Source organism: Cupriavidus sp. FW216-B1 (assembly GCF_058789195.1).
This window is the reverse complement of sequence record NZ_JBYTEL010000001.1, coordinates 262,906-277,673: the sequence shown is the minus strand read 5'-3', so window position 1 is coordinate 277,673 and position 14,768 is coordinate 262,906. Positions and strand designations below refer to the sequence as shown.

The 14,768-nt window shown below is 70.6% G+C and carries 10 protein-coding genes; 8 read left to right on the top strand and 2 right to left on the bottom strand.

Annotated elements, in window-relative coordinates; genetic code table 11:
• Positions 1-34: 34 nt before the first annotated feature.
• Both AC3WXD_RS01095 and purB read right to left on the bottom strand, forming a co-directional pair.
• Entirely contained in the window at positions 35-1,024 is a 990-nt protein-coding gene (locus AC3WXD_RS01095) for a Bug family tripartite tricarboxylate transporter substrate binding protein (RefSeq protein ID WP_029043284.1), read from the bottom strand.
• A 63-nt stretch (positions 1,025-1,087) separates the two neighbouring features.
• Positions 1,088-2,452 (bottom strand): adenylosuccinate lyase, encoded by a 1,365-nt coding sequence (gene purB / locus AC3WXD_RS01090; RefSeq protein ID WP_059414014.1) that lies wholly within the window; start codon positions 2,450-2,452, stop codon positions 1,088-1,090.
• A gap of 104 nt (positions 2,453-2,556) precedes the next feature.
• Here purB and AC3WXD_RS01085 point away from each other — a divergent pair, with 104 nt between their 5' ends.
• The 8 genes from AC3WXD_RS01085 to glmS all read left to right on the top strand — a co-directional run bounded on the left by AC3WXD_RS01085 (position 2,557) and on the right by glmS (position 14,767).
• On the top strand, positions 2,557-3,450 hold the full coding sequence (locus AC3WXD_RS01085; RefSeq protein ID WP_020201497.1) for a LysR substrate-binding domain-containing protein: 894 nt from the start codon (positions 2,557-2,559) through the stop codon (positions 3,448-3,450).
• Between the two features lie 270 nt (positions 3,451-3,720).
• Positions 3,721-4,956: an SGNH/GDSL hydrolase family protein gene (locus AC3WXD_RS01080; protein ID WP_492322834.1), complete on the top strand. Its 1,236-nt coding sequence runs from the start codon at positions 3,721-3,723 to the stop codon at positions 4,954-4,956.
• Positions 4,957-5,174: 218 nt separating this feature from the next.
• Positions 5,175-6,008, top strand: a complete 834-nt coding sequence (locus AC3WXD_RS01075) for a hypothetical protein (protein ID WP_020201498.1) — start codon at positions 5,175-5,177, stop codon at positions 6,006-6,008.
• An 895-nt stretch (positions 6,009-6,903) separates the two neighbouring features.
• Positions 6,904-8,949, top strand: coding sequence for a poly-beta-1,6 N-acetyl-D-glucosamine export porin PgaA (pgaA, locus tag AC3WXD_RS01070; protein WP_492322833.1), 2,046 nt, complete (start codon positions 6,904-6,906; stop codon positions 8,947-8,949).
• 6 nt (positions 8,950-8,955) lie between these two features.
• A complete protein-coding gene (gene pgaB, locus AC3WXD_RS01065; protein WP_492322832.1) occupies positions 8,956-11,001 on the top strand; it encodes a poly-beta-1,6-N-acetyl-D-glucosamine N-deacetylase PgaB in 2,046 nt (681 codons plus the stop codon).
• 29 nt (positions 11,002-11,030) lie between these two features.
• Positions 11,031-12,353: a poly-beta-1,6-N-acetyl-D-glucosamine synthase gene (pgaC, locus tag AC3WXD_RS01060; RefSeq protein WP_059414004.1), complete on the top strand. Its 1,323-nt coding sequence runs from the start codon at positions 11,031-11,033 to the stop codon at positions 12,351-12,353.
• Between the two features lie 13 nt (positions 12,354-12,366).
• On the top strand, positions 12,367-12,810 hold the full coding sequence (locus AC3WXD_RS01055; protein ID WP_020201502.1) for a hypothetical protein: 444 nt from the start codon (positions 12,367-12,369) through the stop codon (positions 12,808-12,810).
• 127 nt (positions 12,811-12,937) lie between these two features.
• Positions 12,938-14,767: a glutamine--fructose-6-phosphate transaminase (isomerizing) gene (gene glmS / locus AC3WXD_RS01050; RefSeq protein WP_492322831.1), complete on the top strand. Its 1,830-nt coding sequence runs from the start codon at positions 12,938-12,940 to the stop codon at positions 14,765-14,767.
• Position 14,768 lies beyond the last annotated feature (1 nt).

Sequence of the window (14,768 nt, the reverse complement as noted above, 5' to 3'; positions counted from 1 at the left end):
GTTTTCGTATGAAGGAATGTCGGAGCGGCAAGGCTCAGTCGATCGTCGCGCCCGAGCGCTTGACGATGGCCGACCACTTGACGCTCTCGGACTGGATGTAGGCGCCCAGCGCCTCGGGCGTGGAGCCCACCGGCACGATGCCGTCGAACATGAAGCGCTTGCGCAGGTCCGAGCTCTTGATCAGCTCGGCGATCTCCGCGCTGAGCTTGTCGATGATGGGCCGCGGCGTGCCGCGCGGCGCCAGCAGCGCGTACCACACGTTGGACTCGTAGCCGGGCACGCCGGCCTCGGCGATGGTCGGCACGTCGGGCATGGAGGCCGCGCGCTGCGCGGTGGACACGGCCAGCACGCGCAGCTTGCCGGCCTTGATCTGCTGCGACGCCACGCCGTAGCTGGCGAACATCGCGCTGACCTCCCCGGCCAGCAGCGCCGGCATGGCCGGCCCCGTGCCCTTGTACGGCACGTGCACGAGGTTGAGCCCGGCCATCGACTTGAGCAGCTCCATCGACAGGTGCGGCCCGCTGCCGTTGCCGGACGAGCCATAGGTGTACTTGCCCGGGTTCGCCTTGACCAGCTTGATGAACTCGGCCAGGGTCTTGGCCGGCACGGAGGGATTGACCACCAGGAAATACGGCGCCGAGGCCAGCAGCGAGACCGGCTCGAAATCCTTGACCGGGTCATACGACAGGTGGCGGTACAGGCTCGGGTTGACGGCAAGCTGCGAGGTCAGCGCCAGCGCCAGCGTATAGCCGTCCGGATCGGACTTGGCCACCAGGTCCATGCCGATGTTGCCGTTGGCGCCGCCGCGGTTGTCGACGATGATGCGCTGGCCCATGTGTTCCGACATGTACATCGTCAGCGGGCGCGCCACGGTGTCGCCGCCGCCGCCCACCGGATAGGGCACCACCAGCCGCACGGGGTGGTTCGGGTAGCCGTCGGCCTGCGCGGGGGCCGCCAGCGCGGCGCCCGTGCACAGCAGCGCCAGCGCGGCCATGCGTCTCGATATCCTGGCAATCCGGTTCATGGTTGTGTCTCCTGTCTGTGTGACGTGTGTTTGTTATGTGTCGTCTGGATGCGGCGCGCGCCGTCAGTCGAGCCAGCCGCTGGCCCGGGTCTCGGCCAGGAAGCGCTCGACGATGCGCGGCGCCTGGCCGACGTAGGTGGCGGGATCGAGCAGCGCCTTGAGCGCGGCCGGCTCGAGCGCGGCGCGGATCGCCGGGTCGCGCGACAGCGCCTGCTCGAAGGTGATGCCGCCCTCCATGCCCTGCATGGCGGCGGCGTAGACCAGTTCGTGCGCGCTCTGCTTGCCGACCTTGTCGGCCAGCGCGAACATCACGCGCTCCGACATCAGGAAGCCGCCCAGCAGGTCGAGGTTGGCGCGCATGCGCGCGGCGTTCACGGTGAGGCCGGACAGCGCGTACTGCATCATCTGCAGCATCGCCGCGGCCATCATGCAGGCCTCCGGCACCGCCTTCCACTCCATGCGCACCGCGGCCACGTCGCGCTCGTGCTCGGCCATCTGCGCGTCGTGCATCATCGCCACGCTGTAGCGGATCGCGCGGCTGAGCGTGACCACGGTTTCCACCACGGCCGGGTTGCGCTTGTGCGGCATGGTGGAGGAACCGACCTTGCCCTCGCTGAACGGCTCGGCCAGCTCGCCGGTCTCGTCGCCCTCCAGGTTCATGATCTCGTTGGCGATCTTGCCCAGCGAGGCGCCGATCAGGCCGAGCACGCTCACGTACTCGCCCAGGCGGTCGCGCGCCGGCTGCCAGCTGATCGGCGCCACGCCCAGCCCGAGGCGCGCCATCAGGCGCGCCTCCAGCGCACCGGCCTGCTCGCCGAACGAAGCCTGCGTGCCCACCGCGCCCACCATCTGGCCGACGAAGGTGCGCGGCTCCAGCGCGCGCATGCGCTCGTGGTGGCGGCCCAGCTCCGACAGCCAGATCGCGCACTTGTGGCCGAAGGTGATCGGCAGGGCCTGCACGCCGTGCGTGCGCCCGGCCATCGGCGTGTGCTTGTGCTCGTCGGCCAGCCGGTACAGCTCGCGCGACACCGCGGTCAGGTCCCGCATCAGGATGGCGTGGGCCTGCCGCACCTGGAGCATCATGCCGGTGTCGTAGACGTCCTGCGAGGTCGGCCCGAAATGCACGAACTCGCCCAGCCCGCCCGCGCACTGGCGCTGCAGCGCGCGCACCGCCGGCACCAGCGGGTGCTTCACGCGGCGCGTCTCGGCGGCCAGCGCGGGCAGGTCGATGTCCGCCACGCGCGCCTTCGCGCCGATCTCGGCGGCCGCGGCCGCGGGAATCATGCCGAGTTCCGCCTGCGCGGCCGCCAGCGCGGCCTCGAAGTCGAACCACTTCTGCACGCGGTTCTCTTCCGAGAACACCGCGCGCATTTCATCGGTACTCCACATGTGCTGCTGGAGCGGCTGGTCGAACACGCTGCTTGTCATGGCGGGAAGCCTTTGTCTCCTCGATCGGTGGGGCCATTCTGGGCTTCGGGCTTCTTTCTGTAAAATGACATGTTCGTAGACAATCATTACCGGAATGGCATGATATGACCCTCCAGCAATTGCGCTGCCTGCAGGCGGTCATCGCCAGTCAGCTCAGCATCTCGCGCGCCGCGGATGCGCTGCACACCACCCAGCCGGCGGTCAGCAAGCTGATCCGCTCGCTCGAAAACGAGATCGGCGTGGAACTGTTCGTGCGCCGCGGCAACCGGCTGGTCGGCCTGACCGACGCGGGCCAGGAAGCGCAGGCGCTGTCGCGCCGCGTGCTCAACGACACGCGCGCGCTCGCGGGCCTGGCCGGCGCGGGGCAGGCCGGCGGCAGCGGCACGCTGCGCGTGGGCACCACCCACATCCACGCGCGCTACGGCCTGCCGGACGTGATCCGCCGCTTCAGCAAGGCCCATCCGGCGGTCAACCTCGAACTGCTGCAGGGCCATCCCGCGCAGATCGTGCAGTGGGTCAGCGACAACGCGGTGGACCTCGGCATCTCCACGCTGCCGGACAACACGCCCGAAGGCATCGTCGCGCTGCCGGCCTATCCCATTCCGCGCTGCCTGATCGTGCCGCGCCGCCATCCGCTGCTCAAGCTCGCGCGCGTGAGCGTGGAGGACATCGCGCGCTATCCGCTCGTGACCTACGACGAGCACTTCAATTCGGGATGGATGGTCACGCGCGAGTTCCAGCGCCGCGGCCTGTCGCCGCGCGTGGTGGTGCGCGCCACCGACGCCAACGTGATCAAGGCCTACGTGGCCGCCGGCCTCGGCGTGGCGGTGGTGCAGCAGATGGCGGTGGAGCCGCGGCGCGACACCGACCTCGCCGTGATCGACACCGGCGAGCTGTTCCCGCCGTCGATGGCCTCGGTCAGCCTGCGAGAGGACCAGTACGTGCGCGGCTACATGCAGGACTTCATCGACATGATCGCGGCGGGCGGGCGCCGCTGAAACCGCGGCCATTCCCGGCACGCCCTCCCGCATTTCCCCTTCCCGCCTCTCTCCTTCCCGCCTCGCGCCGGCATCGTAGATGAAATACCACTCGTATGTGGGGATTTCTGGTGCATGTGCTTTTTACACGAATACCCTAAAACTAGAATCTGTTTGAAATACGATTTTTTGCAGACAAAATCATCTGGTCATTAGCAGGATTCCGCCTTGCATTAAAAGGCCCACCGCAATTCGACGCAATCCGACGCAATTGAACCGGGGGAGACACAGATGCAATTGAACGCGCAATTCAGCAGGCTTCTGGCATTCATCGTGCTCGTGGCGGCAACCGCGCTGGGCGGTTGCGGCGGCGACGGCGGCGGCGGCGGCCACGCCGGCACCGCCGACGCCAGCGGCTCGCCGGCACCCGTCGCCGGCAACCCCGCCAACCCGGCCAATCCGGCCAATCCCCCTTCCACGCCACCGCCCGGCGGCGCCGACGCGCAGGCGCACACCCTGGTGCTCGCCGGCATCGACGGGCTCACCGCGGGCGCGCACGGCAGTACGTGGCGCGCTTATTTCCTCGCCGCCACGCGCGGCGGCCTCGGCGACGGCGGGCCCGGCTACCTGCCGTTCGACGACCTCGCCGCCACCAGGACCGCCGACCTGCGCCGCCTCCACATCCATGACCCGATGGGCAGGCTCTCGCTCGACGGGCGCGGCATCGCCACCGACGCGGGCACCGGCACCGCCGCCTTCTCGCTGACCCCGCCCAGCCTGTGGTCGAGCGCGCGGCTGTTCTACCTCCGGCAGCCCGGCGGCGGCGCCATGCAGTGCCGGACCACCAACGCGGGCGACGCCGGGCAGGCCGTGCAGACCGACGCCGCCGCCAACACGCTGGCGTGGATCGACCTGGCCTACCAGCCGGCCGCCGGCGGTGGCGGCGTGGGCGTGGGCTGCAGCCAGATCACCGGCAAGGTGACGGTGTTCGGCGCGCTGTTCTCGCTCGGCAGCCTCGGCATCCAGCTCGGCAACACCGGCCAGCGCGGCCGGCGCCTAGCCGCGGTGGCCGCGCAGGACAGCGACATGCGCCGGCAATGGTTCGCCGCGCTCAAGCCCGCCGCCTACCTGCTCAACGGCGGCCTCAACGACCGCTATTCCCGCACCGCGCAGCAGCACGAGTCCGACCTGCTCGCCGTCATCCAGGACATCGTCGCCGCCAGCCCGGCCACGCGCATCCTGGTGGTGCAGTCCGGCGAGACGCGCGACTGGCAGATCTCCGCGCTGGCCGCGTTCGCGCCGCGCAAGCAGAGCGTCGCCACGCAGACCGGCGCCGGCTACGTCGACCTGCGCGCGCTGCTCGGCTCGTTCGCGCAGGCCACCGCCAGCGGCTACATGGCGGACGACGAGCATCCCGGCGATGCGGGCAACCGCCTGATCGGCCCCTACCTCGCGGACCAGCTCGGCCTGCGCTCGCTGCTGCCGGACCCCGGGGCCACGGCCTTTCCCCCGCTGCTTTCGCCATGAGCCGCCAGGAGCCCACCGCCGGTGGGCTTCTTGCATAAGGCGTCGTTTCAAGAAGATCCTGGCGTCGTTGCGCGGCACGGCAAGTACTGCTTGTACTGTCCGCGGCCGCGCGCCTGGCCAGGACCGCTTCGCTTCATCTTGAAACGACTTCCAGGAGGCCGCCTGCGCGGCGCGGCCGGCAACCCGCACAGCCCGTACCACGCCATCCGAGGAGACGCATGAAAGATACGACCGTGTTCACGAGCCAGGAACTGGATACCTATTTTTCCTCCTACGTGGGGATGGAAGGCGGCAACCCGGCGGCGGCGGTCTGGTTCTGCGACAGCAGCCCGCAGCGCTGGACCGAGCCGCTGCGCGCGCCGCTGCTGCCGCGCCTGGCGCCGCACGCCTGGGACGCGGCCTTCCGCGCCGAGCACCGCGACAGCATGGCCCGATGGCTGAGCTACCAGCGCATCGCGCGCATCATGGCCGCGGCGCGCGCCGAGGTGCTGGGCCGGCGCCTGAGCGACACCGACTGGAAACCGTATTTCGAGCAGGAACTGTTCAGCCCCGACGGCGCCGAGTTCAAGCTCAACCTGTTCCCCGTGCCAGACCAGCTCGACGGCGTCGCCAGGTGGTCGACCGTGTTCCGCGGCCAGCCCGCGCTGCTGCCCAAGGAGCGCTACCTCGACCTGTGCCGCTTCGGCGGGCGCTTTCGCTTCCTGGCCCGCATCTGCGCGTGCTGGCAGCCCAAGGTGGTGGTCTGCTTCGGCCAGCGCCACACGCAGGACTTCATCCGCGCGTTCGGGCTCGGCAAGACCGTGGCGGACGAATGGCAGCTGCAGCCCGCCGACCTGGTGATGTCGCTGCGCGTGTTCCGCGGCGACGGCACCACCTGGATCATCTGCCCCGCGCTGGCCGGCGCCAACGGCCTGAACTCGGACGTGCTGCTCAACGCGTTCGGCAAGCTGCTGGCCACCAGCTTCGGCGCCGCCCGCGGCGACGCGCCGGCTGCGCGCGGGCCGCGGCGGCAGCCCGCGCCCGAGGATGCCGGCGGCCACTGCTGCACGTAGCCCCCCCGCACGCTCCCCCGGCCGATGCCGCCATGCCACCGCCCGGTGGCACGGCGCGGCATGCCGGAAGCAAACCGGTCCGGCATCGGATTGCGCGCGCCGCAATGCCGATCCGGCATCGGCATTGATATCGGCATCGATGCCGATCGCGTATTTTTTCCAATATTTACCGTAAAACAACTTAGTAGCTCGGTGGGGTATTTTTTTGATTTTCACCTCGCCGCCATCGCGCGCCGCGCATTTCCTTCAGGCGAAGCACACGACTGCCACGGTTTTGAAACACGGCGGCCCTCCCGGCAGGTAGTCCGTCCGGATGACCCTCATCCGCACAATTCCACCCCGGCGCCGGCGCGGGACCATCCGAGTGCCCGGCGCCAACCATCCCCGGCACCGGACCGCCGCCACCGATCGCGGGCCGGCATGCCCGCCGCGCCGCGCCAGGCAACGGCGCCGGCGCAGCCCGCCCCGCGCGGACGCCTCCACCGTGCCAGCCATCCGCGAGCCTAGTGCTTATGGCCTCTGCCGCTGCCCCGCCGCATCGCCAAATACTGCTTCGCGTGTGCCAGCAACGTGACACCCGCCCACGGGCGGCAAGCGATCACGCAGGCAGGGCAGGCAAGCAGCAAGCGGCAGGCAACTGCCCGCGGCGCCACGATGCAGGGCGCGCGCGGGCCGCGCCGGCCTTGGATGGGAAACACGGGCGTGGCCGGCACCAGCCGGCGGCGCCTTCGCATCTGGTCGATGCCAGCAGTCATGGTCCGGCAGCGCGGGCGGCACGCCGCGCCGCCGGGCCAGCACCGTCCCCTCGCCTCACCGCAGCGGCGCCGGCAAGCATATGCCGCGCACCGACGGGGACGCTTTTTCTGTAGTCGCAGCGCACTCCGGGGGAAACAACGTGAACTCATCGCAGCACAGCCGCAAGCGCTTGCGAACCACGCTCAGGACGACCGCCGTCCTGCTGGCGCTGTTCGCCCGCGAACAATGCGCAACCGCCGCGGCAAGACAGCCGGCGCCGGCCCAGCCACCCGCGCCGAGCATGGCGCAGCCCGCCGCGCCCGACGGACCCGACCAGCTCAGGCAGCGCCTGTTCGACCTCGCCGAGGGCGGCTCGCCGGCCCTGGCGCTGGAGCAGGCCGCCGCGCGGCCCGACGTGTTCGGCACGCGCGACCTGCTGCTGCTCGAGCACCTGCGCCTGGCCCAGCAACTGCGCTGGGCGCGCCAGCAGGCCAACGCCTCCAACGACCCCGACCGGCTGGACGCGGCCGACCGCGCGCTGGCCGACGCCGACGCGCTGCTGGCCCGCATCCCCGACGAGGCCGAGTACGACGCGGTGCGCCGCGCCGCGCTGACCGACCGCCTCGTCGCGCTGGCCGTGCGCGGGCGCATGAAGGAGGCCACCGCGCTGTACGCGCAGCTCTCGCAGGCGCCGGCGCCGCTGCCGGCGCCCGCCTACGCCGCCGCCGGCGACGCCTACAGCTACCTCGACCAGCCCGGCCCCGCCGCGCGCGCCTACGAGCAGGCGCTGCAAAGCCAGGTCGATCCGCTCAAGGAGACCCCCGAGCCCTACGCGCTGTCGCTGCCGGACGTGGAGGAAAGCCTGTTCTTCGCCTACCTCGACCAGGGCCACTACGAGGCCGCGCGCGCGCTGATCGCCACCATGGCGGGCAAGACGCCGCAGCACGACGCGCTCTCCGAAGACGCCGACAAGGTCAACCCCGAGTACGGCCGCGTGCAGAAGCTGCAGGCGCAATACCTGCTCTACACCAACCGCGTCGCCGAAGGCGTGGCGGCGCTGGAGGCATTGCGCAAGGACGCGCCGTTCGACCCCACCCTGCTGAGCGCGCGCGCCGACGGCGCGCTGGTGCTGGAGCGCCCCTACGGCTCGCTGGCGCTCTACGAGCAGGCGCAGGCCGACCACCCCGGCGACGTCGAAAGCCTGGCCGGGCTCGGCAAGAGCGCGCTGCAGATCCATCAGTACGACAAGGCCGGCGCCGTGGCCACGGCGTTCGGCGCCAACTTCCCCGACAACAACGCGGTCAAGAACTTCCAGCGCGAGTACCGCGCCTACGACAGCCCGCAGCTCATCGTCAACGCCGGCGTCGAGCACGGCAACTCGGTGCTCGCCGACACCGCCTGGAGCATCGACACGCAGCTCTACTCGCAGCCGCTGGCGGGCTACTGGCGCGTGTTCGCCCACCAGTTCTCCGGGCGCGCCAGCACCGGCGACGGCCAGAGCGTCAGCCGCGTGCGCAACGGCATCGGCGGCGACTTCCGCCGCGACGGCTGGGAAGCCGCCGCCGAGGTGCACCAGTCCGCCGGCGGCAACGGCCGCACCGGCGGCACCGGCACGGTGGCGTTCCGCCCCAGCGACCACTGGCGCTTCGGCGCGGGCGTGGACTCCGACGACAACACGCTGCCGTGGAAGGCCTACCAGGCCGGCGTCACCGGCCGCAGCGCCACCGCCTCGGCGCGCTACATGCAGGACGACGCGCGCTACCTCAACGTGATGTACGGCGTCGGGCGCTACAGCGACACCAACCTGCACCAGTTATGGGAAGGCACCTGGTACCAGCGGCTGATGAACCAGCCGCGCCACCAGGTCTCGTTCTGGCTCGACGTGGGCACCAGCAGCAACACGCTGGCCGACACCGCGTACTTCAACCCGCGCCGCGACTACACCGCGCAGCTGCGCTCCATGTACCAGTGGACGCCGTGGCGCTACGCCGAGAAATCGTTCAGCCAGCGCGTCTACGCCACCGTCGGCGGCTACCGCCAGAACGACTTCGGCACCAGCATGCTGTGGGAGGCCCGCCTCGAACAGTACTGGCAGCTTGGCCGCAAGGCGTCGCTGGCCTACGGCATCGGCGTGGGCAGCAAGCGCTACGACGGCACGCGCGAGACCACCAAGCTGATCTACCTCAACCTCAACGTCCCGCTATAGGTCATCATGAGCCAATTCAATCGCCGAAAATTCCTTGGCTTCGCCGGCGCGCTGTCGGTGGCCCAGAGTGTCCACGCCCGCTACGGCCTGCCGCTGCTGCCGCCGCCGGACCGCGACGACGGACTGACCTTCCGCGTGCTCGCCTTCCACGACATCCGCGACGACCTGCGCGCCGACGTGGACACCGTGGCCGACACCTGCGCGATCAGCACCGCCACGCTCAACAACATCTTCGCCTGGCTCAAGGGCAACGGCTTCCACCCGGTCAGCGTCGACCAGATCATCGCCTCGCGCCGCGGCGGCGCGCCGCTGCCGCCGCGCGCCGTGCTGCTGACCTTCGACGACGCCTACGAAAGCCAGTACAGCAAGGCCTTTCCGCTGCTGCGGCAGTACGGCTACCCGGCGCTGGTGGCGGTGGTGTCGAGCTGGACCAACGCATCGCCGCAGGGGCCGGTGCGCATCAGCCACAAGTCGCTGATGCCGCGCGGCTACTTCATGAGCTGGAGCAACCTGCGCGAGATGGCGCAGTCCGGGCTGGTGGAGATCGCCTCGCACACGCACGACATGCACTACGGCGCGGTGGCCAACCCGCAGGGCAACGAGCTGCCCGCGGCCAGCACCCATCTCTATCTCGCCGCCCTGCGGCGCTACGAGACCGACGCCGAGTACGAAGACCGCGTGGGCGCCGACCTGCGGCAAAGCGCCGAGCTGATCCGCGCCAACACCGGCGTCGGCCCGCGCTCGATGGTGTGGCCCTACGGCATGTACAACGCGGTGCTGATCGGCGCCTCGCGCAAGCTCGGCATGCACGTGCATTTCACGCTCGACGACGGCCCCAACACGCCGGACGTGCCGCTGAGCAAGATCCGCCGGCTGCTGGTCTCCTACGACTGGGACGCCGGCATCATGCTCGGCCAGTTCCGCCAGCAGTCGGCCTACCGCGGCGACAGCGAGCCGGTCGAGCGCGTGGTCAACGTCGCGCTCGACGACGTGTACGACCCCGACCCCGAGCGCCAGGAGGCGCGCCTGTCGCGGCTGCTCGACCGCATCAAGGACCTGGAGCCGAAGTCGGTCTACCTGCAGGCCTACCACGACCCCGACGGCAGCGGCACGGCGCAGGCGCTCTACTTCCCCAACCGCCACATGCCGGTGCGCGCCGACCTGTTCTCGCGCGCCGCGTGGCAGCTGATCACGCGCGCCGGCGTGCAGGTCTACGCCGCCATGCCGGTGCTCGCCTTCCGGCTGCCGGCCGGCCATCCGGCGGCGTCGCGCCTGGTGCTCTCCACGCCGGGCACGTTGCAGGACGGCAGCGGCCCGCGCCAGCGCACGCGGCTCAGTCCGTTCGACCCGCTCGCGCGGCGCGCGATCCGCGAGATCTACGACGACCTCGCGCGCTACACCAGCTTCAACGGCATCGTGTTCGGCGACGACGCGAGCCTGGGCATGCACGAAGACGCCGGCGAAGCCGCGCTGGCGGCCTATGCGGACTGGGGGCTGCCGCGCGACCTCGCCGCCATCCACGCCGACCCCGAACTGCTGCGGCGCTGGTCGGACGCCCGCCTCGACCACCTCGTCCGCTTCACTGGGCAACTGGCCGACGCCATCAAGGACTACCAGGGCGGCGGCAACGTGCTGACCGTGCGCAGCCTGCCGGCCGACGCCGTGCTGCGCCCCGGCGCGGCGCCGCGCCTGGGCCAGGACCTCGACGCGTTCGCCGCGCACTACGACTTCGTCAACCTGCTGGCCTATCCCGACCCGGGCGGCGGCGCGCCGCCCGCGCCGTGGCTGGACAGCCTGGCCGCCGCCGTGGCGGCGCACCCGGGCGCGCTGGCCAGGACCATCTTCGCGCTGCTCACGCTGGACACGCGCACGCACGCGCCGGTGCCCAGCACGACGCTGCGCGCGCAGATGGAGCGCCTGCGCGTGGCCGGCGCGAAGCACCTCGGCTACTGCCCGGACCAGTTCATGTCCGGCCAGCCCGACCTCGCCGTGCTGCGCGACGTCATGTCCATGCAGAACCTGGTGCGGCCGCGCGCGGGCATCCGGGCCTAGGCGGCCACCGAACGAAGCTGGGAGATACCATGAAAAACACCGCGAGCCTGATCTCGAACTTCGTCTTCTACTACCCGCTGTTCATGTCGTACCTGTGGATGACCGGCGGCCTGCTGCACTACTTCCTGATCGAGCGGCGCGAGCGCAAGAAGCTGCGCGCCGACGACCCGCCCGAGTTCCCCAAGGTCTCGGTCATCGTGCCCTGCTACAACGAGCAGGACAACGTGCGCGAGGTCATCGCCAACCTGGCGCGGCTGCACTACCCCAACTACAACATCATCGCCGTCAACGACGGCAGCCGCGACGCCACCGGCGCCATCCTCAACGAGTTGACCGAGCAGTACCCGCAGTTGCTGGTGATCCACCAGAACAACAACGAGGGCAAGGCCATCGGCCTGACCACGGCCACCATGCTGACCGATGCCGAGTACCTGCTGTGCATCGACGGCGACTCGCTGCCCGACCCCGACGCGATCGGCTGGATGCTGCGCCACTTCCTCAAGGACCCCGGCGTGGGCGCCGTCACCGGCAACCCGCGCATCCGCAACCGCACCTCGCTGCTGGGGCGCATGCAGGTCGGCGAGTTCTCCTCCATCGTCGGGCTGATCAAGCGCACGCAGGAAATGTACGGCCGCCTGCTCACCGTGTCCGGCGTGATCTGCATGTTCCGCAAGAGCGCGCTGCGCAGCGTGGGCTACTGGAGCCCCGACATGCTCACCGAGGACATCGACATCAGCTGGAAGCTGCAGGTCCACGGCTGGCGCCTGCACTTCGAGCCGCGCGCGCTGAGCTGGATCCTGATGCCGGAGACCCTGCGCGGCCTGTTCCGCCAGCGCCTGCGCTGGGCACGCGGCGGCATCCAGGTGCTGCGCCGCTACGCCGCGCCCATCGTCGCCCGCCGGCGGCCGATGCTGTGGCCGATCTTCCTCGAATACTCGGTCAGCGTGGTGTGGGCCTACTGCATGCTGTTCACGCTGGCCATGACCGCCGCCACCGCGCTGTTCACCCTGCCCGACTCCTGGCGCTTCGCCAGCATGCCGCGCGGCGCGGGGGTGTTCCTGTTCCTGACCTGCTGCCTGCAGATCCTGGTCGGCTGCGCCATCGACCACCGCTACGACACGCGGCTGCTGCGCTATCTGCTGGACACGATCTGGTACCCGGTCGCGTTCTGGACCATCAGCATGGTCGCATCGGTGATCGCCCTGCCCAGCGTGCTGCTGCACCAGCGCCGCACCCGGGCCAGGTGGGTCAGCCCCGACCGGGGCATCCGCGCGGACACGCCGGCATCCGCGCCGCCGCAGCCACCCGTGCCGGCACCGTCGCACGCTGCGCCACTCGAGCAGCACCACTGAGGAGGAAACGATCATGGAAAACCCGATCATCGACGCATCGAACGCCACGCTCGGCCATTACCTGCAGCGCCACGCGCGCAGCGAGGCGCTGCGGCGCTATCTCTGGTACCGCCTGGCGCGGCCGCTGCTGGTGGCCTCGATCTGGGTCATGGCGGCACTCTACATCGGCTGGTGCGTCACCTCGGCCGGCAGCAACGAATTCACGCTGCGCGGCATCGTGCCGGACGTGCTGGTGGTGCTCGGCATGATCGCCTCGCTCACGCTGTGGACCACGGTGCGCCGCCTCGAGCAGAGCGTCTCCGGCGCGATGCGCCCGGCGCGCGCGGTGCCCGCCACGACGCTGGACCTGGCCCGCGACGTGGTGCTGGCGGTGGGGCCTAGCCGCCGCCTGGTGGCCTACCACGACGACGACGGCCTGATCTCGCGCGTCGCGCCGCTGCAGCAGGAACTCGCCTGAGCCGCGAGGCCCGTCCCGGGGGGGGGGGGGGGGGGGGGGGGGGGGGGGGGGGGGGGGGGGGGGGGGGGGGCCGCCGGCCGCCCGCGCCTTCACCGAGCATGAACTCAGCTATCCGGGGGAAATCATCATGTGTGGCATTGTCGGTGCAGTCTCTCAACGCAACGTGACGCCGGTCCTGCTCGAAGGGCTGCGGCGCCTCGAATACCGCGGCTACGATTCGTGCGGCATCGCCGTGCTGCAGGAGGGCGAGCCGCGGCGCGCGCGCAGCGTGTCGCGCGTGACCAACCTGGCGCAGCAGGTGCACCGCAGCCGGCTGGAGGGCACGGTGGGCATCGCCCACACGCGCTGGGCCACGCACGGCGCGCCGCTCACCCACAACGCCCACCCGATCTTCTCCAGCGGCGAGATCGCGCTGGTGCACAACGGCATCATCGAAAACCACGAAGCGCTGCGCGAGACCCTGCGCGCGCGCGGCTACGCGTTCGAGTCGCAGACCGACACCGAGGTGATCGCCCACCTGATCCACCACTGCTTCCACCAGCAGGGCGACGGCGACCTGTGCCGCGCCGTGCAGCTCGCGCGCGCGCAGCTGCGCGGCGCCTACGCCATCGCCGTGTTCGCGCGCAGCCAGCCGGAACTGGTGATCGGCACGCGCTGCGGCTCGCCGCTGGTGGTCGGCCTGGGCGAGGACGGCAACTACCTGGCCTCGGACACGCTGGCGCTCACGGGCTACGCCGGGCGCTTCATCTACCTGGAGGAAGGCGACCTGGTCTCGCTGTCGCGCGACGGCATCGCGATCGTCAACCAGAACGGCGAGCCGGCCACGCGCGAGACCCACGAGCTGGCCGCCACCGAGTCCGCCGTCGAGCTCGGGCCCTACCAGCACTACATGCACAAGGAGATCTTCGAGCAGCCGGCCGTGATCGCCGATGCCACCGAGCGCCTCGACGCCTTCGAGCCGGCGCTGTTCGGCGCCGACGCGGCCGACCTGTTCGCGCGCATCGACTCGGTGCTGATCCTGGCCTGCGGCACCAGCTACCACGCCGGGCTGACCGCCCGCTACTGGCTGGAGTCGATGGCGCAGATTCCCACCAGCGTGGAGATCGCCAGCGAATACCGCTATCGCGACAGCGTGCCGAACCCGCGGTGCCTGGTGCTGGCGATCTCGCAGTCCGGCGAGACCGCCGACACCCTGGCCGCGCTGCGGCACGCGCAGCGGCTCGGCCACCGCCACACGCTGGCGATCTGCAACGTGGCCGGCAGCGCCATCACGCGCCAGGCGCGCCTGCGCTTTCTCACGTGCGCCGGCGCGGAGATCGGCGTGGCGTCCACCAAGGCCTTCACCACGCAGCTGGCGGCGCTGTTCGTGCTCACCGCCACGCTGGCCAGGTGCCGCGGCTGGCTCGGCGCGTGGCAGGAAGCGGTCATGCTGCAGCAGCTGCACCACCTGCCCGCGGCGCTCAACGGCGTGCTGGCGCTGGAGCCGCAGATCAAGGCCTGGGCCGCGGTGCTGGCGCGCCACGAGAATGCGCTGTTCCTCGGCCGCGGCATCCACTACCCGATCGCGCTCGAGGGCGCGCTCAAGCTCAAGGAAATCTCGTACATCCACGCCGAGGCCTATCCGGCCGGCGAGCTCAAGCACGGCCCGCTGGCGCTGGTCACGGAGAAGATGCCGGTCATCGCGGTCGCGCCCAACAACGCGCTGCTGGAAAAGCTCAAGTCCAACCTGGAAGAGGTGCGCACGCGCGGCGGCGAGCTCTACGTGTTCGCCGACGCCGGCACCATGATCGAGAGCGCGCCCGGGCTGCACGTCATCCGCATGCCCGAGCACTACGGCCGGCTCTCGCCGATCCTGCACGTGGTGCCGCTGCAATTGCTGGCCTATCACACCGCGTGCGCGCGCGGCACCGACGTGGACAAGCCGCGCAACCTGGCCAAGTCGGTCACGGTGGAATGAA